Raw genomic sequence first — 6641 nt, forward strand, 5'->3', positions numbered from 1 at the left:
ACCATTTCGCAGCAGCCGCCTGATCGGCGCAGAGCGACAGCCTACCTCTGACTGCCGCCAATCTTTGCAACAGAGCCTCCCGAAGATGTAACTCCAGTCTACCACGACGATGCTTCTATTATATGGACCTTTGATAAGTGCAGTTATCATATAAGCGGAATTGACGCCTCTTTATAAGATAAGCTACAAGCGACGTTGAGGAGCGTGGCGCATCATGGGCACCGAAACTGCCCGGGAAGGGCCGAAAACCGCTGTAGCGCCGTCGGAGGCGGACCTGCCGGCTGTCAGGGCCCCGGTCGACCTTGCCTGGACGATCGTGCAGATGCGCGCCGGCGAGCGTATCACCGTCAACGAGGCGCTGATCGCAGCGTACCAAGCCGCCTCGTCGCCGCACAGCATCCGCGCTCTAAAATCCGATGTCGAAGCATTCGATGCCTGGTGCCGGCGCTCCAACCGGATTGCGCTGCCGGCAACGGCCGAGACCGTGGCCGATTATCTCGATGCCCGGGCGGGGAAGGGGAGCCGGCCAGCGTCGCTCTCCCGCTACAAGGCGTCGATCGCCAAGATCCACCAGCTGCTCGATCTGAAGGATCCGACGCCCGCCCCATTGGTCAAGCTGCGGCTGCAGGCGGTCCGCCGCGAGAAGGGGGCGGCACAAAAGCAGGCGCGGCCCTTACGGTTCAAAGGTCCGGTACGCGACGTCGAGCGCGACAAGGCGCGCGGGCTCAACATCCGCGCCTTGCTCGAGAGTTGCGGAGACGATCTGCCGGGCCTGCGTGATCGGGCGCTGCTGTCGACGGCTTACGACACCGGGCTGCGGGCCTCCGAGCTGGTGGCGGTCGCGGTCGAACATATCGAGGAGGCGATCGACCCCGAGGCGCGTCTGCTGCAGATCTTGCGCAGCAAAGGCGATCAGGACGGGGAGGGGGCAACCGCGTTTCTGAGCCCGCGCACCGTCGCGGCGATCGCGGCCTGGACCGAGGCGGCCGGGATCACCGCAGGGCCGCTGTTCCGGCGGGTGCAGGTGCGGCGCTACAAGGCCCGCGCTGCCGTGCGGGGTCGGCCGATCGACAGCATCTCAGGGCGAGAGACGTGGGATCTGCGCAAGACCCTGTCGAAGCCGGCGCTACCGGCACGGGTCGAGTATGACCTCGGCACCGTGGCGCTTCATCCCGCGTCCATCGGCCCAATCTATCGATCGATGATCCAGCGGGCGTTCGATCGTGGCGCTCTGCCCGATCTGACCGCGGATGATCTGGCGCGGCTGCTCAAGGGGATCAGCGCGCATTCGACGCGGATCGGGCTCAACCAGGATCTGTTCGCGAGCGGCGAGGATCTGGCCGGGATCATGGACGCGCTGCGCTGGAAAAGCCCGCGCATGCCGCTCGCGTACAATCGCAATCTTACAGCTGAAGCCGGCGCAGTTGGACGGCTGATGGCCAAATTCCGGTAGCGGGCCCATCGGTGGCGCAAGCCCACAGCCTGGATCGTTGATTGGCTTTATCGTGCGATCCGCGGCGTATAAGAGGCCCTGATGACGAAAGAACAAGCACCCGAGACGATTGCCGCAACGTACGGCGTGGCAACCGATGCGGCATTTGGGGCGGTGGCTCCGCCGATCTATCTGACAAGCACCTTCACTTTCGAGGGCTTTGAGCAGCCGCGCGAATTGGATTATGGTCGCGCGGGAAACCCGACGCGGGCGATGCTCGCCGAAGCGCTTGCTCGCCTCGAACATGGCGCGGGTGCGGTCATTACGGCAAGCGGCATGGCCGCTGTCGATCTGCTTCTGGCGCAGATTGATTCCGACGATCTCGTGTTGGCACCTCACGACTGCTACGGCGGAACCCGCCGCCTCCTGCTGGCGCGAGCCGCAAAACGGCAATTCCGGGTAACATTTATCGATCAATCGGATGGGGATGCGCTCGCCGTTGCCTTCTCCGACAAGCCGGCGCTAGTCTTGGTGGAGACCCCGAGCAATCCGCTGATGCGCGTTGTCGATATTCGCGGGATCTGCGCGCTCGCCAAGGCCGCCGGCGCGCGAGTTGCAGTCGATAACACCTTCCTCTCGCCAGCGCTGCAACGGCCGCTCACACTCGGGGCGGATTATGTAATCCACTCCACCACCAAGTATCTCAACGGCCATTCGGACGTGATCGGCGGCGCTGTCATCACGGCCGATGCCGACGAATACCTGAAGCTCGCTGTCTGGGCGAACGTCGTAGGGGTGACGGGCGCCCCCTTTGATGCGTGGCTGACGTTACGAGGATTGAGGACGCTGTTCCCACGTATTGAGCGGCAGCAGCGGACCGCAGGCATGATTGCCAAATATCTGGAGCAGCACGCCCGAGTGTGCGCTGTGCACTATCCCGGCCTCGCCTCCCACCCAGGCCATGTCATTGCCACATCTCAACAGCACGGTTTCGGCGCCATGTTGAGCTTTGAGCTCGAAGGCGGGGTCGAGGCGGTGGGCCGCTTTATCACCGCGATCGGCACCTTTACGCTCGCAGAATCGCTGGGAGGCGTCGAAAGCCTCATCTCTCATCCGGCGACGATGACGCATGCCGACATGGGCGTTGAGGCGCGACAAATGGCCGGCATCAACGATGGCCTGCTACGGCTTTCAATTGGGCTTGAGCATTTAGACGATCTGATTGCTGGTCTGGAGAAGGGGTTCGGCGCATGAGCGAGGCCTCGGATTCGGTCCCTCTGTCGCTATGAAGAGTTGGTTCGCCGAGAAAACCGGCAAAGGGCGGCGCGCAGCTCAGCTGCGGTCGCAGCGCTTGAGCAACTCGCCGGTGCCGATAACCTCAAAAGTGGCGGGGTCGATATACCGGACAGGCTGTCCGGTGGAGAGAGCTAGAGTCTGTCCTGCTCATATTGAAGCATATCCGGAGTTTCGCAGGTAGCTTGCGCATTCGGCTGGAGGGAATGCGTCGAGGAGGGATCCGATCCGACGCCATGTGGCTTCGACCGATCGCTCAGCGGCCTTGCGGAGCAGGAGCTTGAGCTTCGCGAAGACCTGCTCGATCGGGTTCAGGTCCGGGCTGTAGGCTGGCAGGAAGAACAGCTTGGCCCCAGCGGAGCGGAGCGCCTTGCGGACTGCAGCGCCTTTGTGGCTGCCCAGATTGTCCATGATGACGATGTCGCCAGGCTTAAGTGTCGGCACCAGGAACTGCTCGACCCAAGCGGTAAAGATCTCCCCGTTTATCGGCCCATCGAGAACGCAGGGTGCATCGATCCGGTCATGCCGAAGCGCCGCGATGAAGGTGAGGGTGCGCCATTTGCCGAAGGGCGCCCGCGCCACCAGCTTCTGGCCGCGCCGGCACCAGCCCCGGATCGGCGTCATGTTCGTCTTGGCCCAAGTCTCGTCGATGAAAACGAGTCGTTTGGCTTCAAGCAGGTGCTGATACTTCTTCCACTGCTCGCGCCGTCGGGCGATCGACGGCCTCAACTGCTCGTCGGCGAATAGCGTTTTTTTTTAAGCTGAAACCGGCCGAGTGCAGCAGCGCCCAAACCGTGTTGTGACTGATCGTGCGGTATCCCCGCTCGCGCAGCTCGATCGCCAATGCCCGTACCGTCAGGTCCGGCTGCTCGGCCAGTCGGCCCAAAAGCCATGACTGCTCGGATGCTAGCAGCCGACCTGGTCGGCCAATCCTCGGCCGCGATGCCGCGGTGCCCGTCCCGCGCCAACGCTGAGACCATCTCACCGCGCTCGACACGCTTACCCGAAAGACACCAGCCGCCTCACGAACCGTTCGGCCTGACGCGACGAACTTCGCCACACGCTCCCGCAAGTCGTTTGAATAAGGTCTGGCCATTCCTGCTAGCCTCCACTCCAGCAGGAAGCTTGATGAGGTGGACGGCCCCTGACCCAGCGGCATCGATTCGTGCCAGGATGATGCTGTCAGCGACCATCAACGGGAAGGAGCCGTCCGGATGCAGATTACCACGATTGGCCTCGACATCGCCAAGAACGTTTTTCAGCTTCATGGCGTCGATGATGCAGGGCAGCCGGTGTTGCGTCGGAAAGTTCGACGGGATCAGTTGCTGGCGGTTCTCGGCGGCTTTGAGCCGTGCCTGATCGGCATCGAAGCCTGCGCGACAGCGCATTACTGGGCGCGGCAGCTCCAATGCCTGGGCCATGAGGTGAAGCTGATGCCGCCTGCCTACGTGAAGGCTTATGTGAAGCGGAACAAAAATGATGCAGCCGATGCCGAAGCGATCTGCGAGGCGGTGAGGCGACCGACGATGCGCTTTGTGGCGATCAAGTCGGCCGACGCGCAGAGCGTGCTGATGTTGCATCGCGCCCGTCACCTGCTGGTCCGGCAGCGGACCGCGCAGGTTAGTGCGCTGCGCGCGCATCTGGCCGAATATGGGATTGTGGCACCCAGAGGCCGCGCCCATGTCCGCGAGCTCGTCGGCGTTCTCAACGCGGGCGAAGCAGCGATCCCGGAACTGGCGCGGCAGACATTGCTGCTGATCGCCGGCATGATTGATGGCTTGAGCCAACAGATCCGTCAGATCGAGATCGAGTTGATGGCTTGGCATCGCGCCAATGCCGCGTGCAAGCGTTTGGAGACGATCCCCGGCATCGGGTTTATCACCGCCACCGCGCTCGTTGCGACCGTCGGCGACGCCGCTATCTTCCGTTCCGGTCGCCAGTTTGCCGCCTGGCTGGGGGTGGTACCCAAGCAACATTCCTCCGGCGGGAAGGAGCGAATGGGCGCGATATCGAAGATGGGGGATCGCTATCTGCGCCATTTGCTAGTCGTCGGCGCAACCGCCGTTGTCCGCTACACCCGGCGCAAGCAGACGACCGTCAGCATCTGGGCGAACCAGCTGCTCGAGCGCAAGCCCGCAAGGCTGGTGACCGTCGCGGTCGCCAACAAGATGGCCCGGATCGCCTGGGCCGTGATGGCGCGCGATGAAAATTACCGCGCCGGTCCGGTAACCGCCTGACCTGGCGCCAACCACTTTGGGCAGGAGAGAACGACACGCGTGATGCCGATCCGGGGCTTGCCGGGGATGGAAACAACCTGAGTGATTCAACGCGCATCACAGCGCGCCAGCTTGATGAGGATCCCATCCACCGACACCATCATGGCCAGCGGCCTTTCACGCCGCGCAAACAGGCCGGACACATGAATGAACCTGACCCGGCTCAGATCAACGCGTCAATTTCCCCCTTGCCCAACAGGGGCCGTCCACACATGAATCACATCTTACCCCGCTTGGGAATCTGGAGGGTTCTGTGAGGTCGCGCGGCGCAACGCTGGCATCGTGGTGCGGCGCGACCTCATTGAAGCCGGATTGAACGAACCCGCTGACGCGGCCGCTATGCTATGGGATTAGTGGCGCTGCGCTCGATCTGGGCAGGCGCTGGGTCGGCGCGAGCTGCCGATGCTCGCGGCTTTGGCGGGCGATATTGCGGCGGATAGCGGCGCTTCGGTCAGGGACAATGCCTGCGGCGATCTCGTGACCGGTTGGCGTGACGCTTGGCGGGCATGGGTCCACCATCCCGTCGACCGGTTGCGAAGCCGCGACGCTGCCAGGTGCAATGCTGGGATATCGGTTCATGCTCATGACGTATCGGGCCACAATCGCACGGGCGGCGTTCGGCGGCGCGGCAGTGTCGCGGTGATCCGCAGGGCACCCCCGCAGCAGGGGCAGGCTGCCGGATCGAAGCGTGGGAGCCGAGCGTCGCGTGGGGTGTCGTCGCCGGGCCCGCCGCACTCACCCTCGGTCACCGGCAGAAGCTGGCGGATCGTGGCGAGCCGGGCCCGGCGACACCCGTTGGCGAGGAAGCCATAGTGGCGGATACGGTGGAAGCCGTCGGGGAGGCTGTGGATGAGGAAGCGGCGGATGAACTCGTCCGGAGCAAGCGACATCTGCCTGGGCGCGTTGCCATGGCGATAATCGCGCCAGCGGAAGACCACGCTGCTATCGTCGGCGCTGACCAGGCGACTGTTGGCGATGGCAACGCGGTGCGTGTAGCGCCCGAGATAGGCGAGGACGTGCTCGGGTGAGCCGAACGGCGGCTTGGCATAGACGACCCAGTTCTTGCGACGAAGCCGCCGCGCTGCCGCAGCAAAGACATCAGCGTCGTCGAACTTGGCGAGCGTGCCCGAGAAGCGCAGACGCCCGCGCGTGTGCGCCGTCTCGAGACGTTCGAGGAACAGCCGCCGGAACAGGCGCGAAAGCACATGGATGGGCAGGAAGAAGCGCGGCCGGCAGGCGAGCCAGCGACCATCGGCAGAGAGCGCACCGCCGGGGACGAGGCAATGGATGTGCGGATGATGGGTGAGCGCCTGGCCCCAGGTATGAAGGATGGCGAGGAACCCGATCTCGCCGCCCAGATGTCGCGGATCGGCCGCAATGGTCTTGAGCGTCGCGGCGACGGCTTCGAACAGGATCGCATAGACCACCGTCTTGTTGTGAAAGGCGATCTCGGCGACTTCGCTCGGCACGGTGAACACGACGTGGAAATACGGTACCGGCAGCAGATCGGCCTGACGGTCGGCGAGCCACTGTTCGCGCGCGGCACCCTGGCACTTGGGACAATGTTGGGTTGGACGGCTCCCAACGGCATCGTGATGTGCCAGGATGAGGTCGTTGAACACTCATATGAAGGAGCCGCC

General features: G+C 63.8%; 5 protein-coding genes. 3 read left to right on the top strand and 2 right to left on the bottom strand.

Features of this window, described 5'->3' with window-relative positions; genetic code table 11:
• Positions 1-214 precede the first annotated feature (214 nt).
• Both QHC67_RS18360 and metB read left to right on the top strand, forming a co-directional pair.
• The gene (locus QHC67_RS18360) at positions 215-1453 is read left to right on the top strand and encodes a tyrosine-type recombinase/integrase (protein WP_024018139.1); all 1239 of its coding nucleotides are present in this window, start codon (positions 215-217) and stop codon (positions 1451-1453) included.
• 81 nt (positions 1454-1534) lie between these two features.
• Complete coding sequence (gene metB, locus QHC67_RS18365; protein ID WP_319296571.1) at positions 1535-2686, top strand: cystathionine gamma-synthase; 1152 nt, start codon at positions 1535-1537, stop codon at positions 2684-2686.
• Positions 2687-2875: 189 nt separating this feature from the next.
• Here the strand turns inward: metB and QHC67_RS18370 are convergent.
• Positions 2876-3821, bottom strand: a protein-coding gene (locus QHC67_RS18370) for an IS630 family transposase (protein ID WP_161633889.1) whose coding sequence is annotated in 2 segments (ribosomal slippage) — positions 2876-3481 and positions 3483-3821 — 945 coding nt in all. Because the reading frame shifts where the segments join, the coding sequence is not laid out codon by codon here.
• A 118-nt stretch (positions 3822-3939) separates the two neighbouring features.
• Here QHC67_RS18370 and QHC67_RS18375 point away from each other — a divergent pair.
• Positions 3940-4962, top strand: a complete 1023-nt coding sequence (locus tag QHC67_RS18375; protein ID WP_319296573.1) for an IS110 family transposase — start codon at positions 3940-3942, stop codon at positions 4960-4962.
• Between the two features lie 620 nt (positions 4963-5582).
• Here the strand turns inward: QHC67_RS18375 and QHC67_RS18380 are convergent.
• The gene (locus QHC67_RS18380) at positions 5583-6623 is read right to left on the bottom strand and encodes an IS91 family transposase (RefSeq protein WP_319296575.1); all 1041 of its coding nucleotides are present in this window, start codon (positions 6621-6623) and stop codon (positions 5583-5585) included.
• Between the last annotated feature and the right edge of the window lie 18 nt (positions 6624-6641).

Source organism: Sphingobium sp., assembly GCF_033795625.1.
GTDB lineage: Bacteria > Pseudomonadota > Alphaproteobacteria > Sphingomonadales > Sphingomonadaceae > Sphingobium.